1 protein-coding gene is annotated in these 323 nt (G+C 35.6%); it reads right to left on the reverse strand.

Annotation, left to right across the window (positions count from 1 at the left end):
- Positions 1-323 (reverse strand): DUF948 domain-containing protein (locus tag AOA62_RS29595; protein WP_099550441.1); only part of this gene is annotated, 323 nt, incomplete at both ends.

Here is a 323-nt window from a genome sequence, read left to right on the forward strand (position 1 = left end):
AACTTGCTCTGACTGTTGATTAGCTTTTTGCGATACAGTGTTAGATACACTCTTGACCGTACGATTCATTTGCTGTAGGGAATCACCCAAATCTCTTGCAGCGAAAAAAACGGAATCCAATGACTCGGACTTTTTCTTAAAATCGTCGGCTAGGTGATTTGTCTTATGTAATAATCCAGTTGATTCTTTTGTAACACCATCAATTTGTTTCTGTAAATCCTCAACAGTAACAGAGAGGCTATCCATTGTTTTTCTCATAGCTATTAACGTCTTAATTAAATAATACACCAAAAATGCAAATGCAACAGCAATAATTACTATGC

This window comes from Pseudomonas sp. 2995-3 (genome assembly GCF_002742565.1).
Lineage (GTDB): Bacteria > Pseudomonadota > Gammaproteobacteria > Pseudomonadales > Pseudomonadaceae > Aquipseudomonas > Aquipseudomonas edaphica.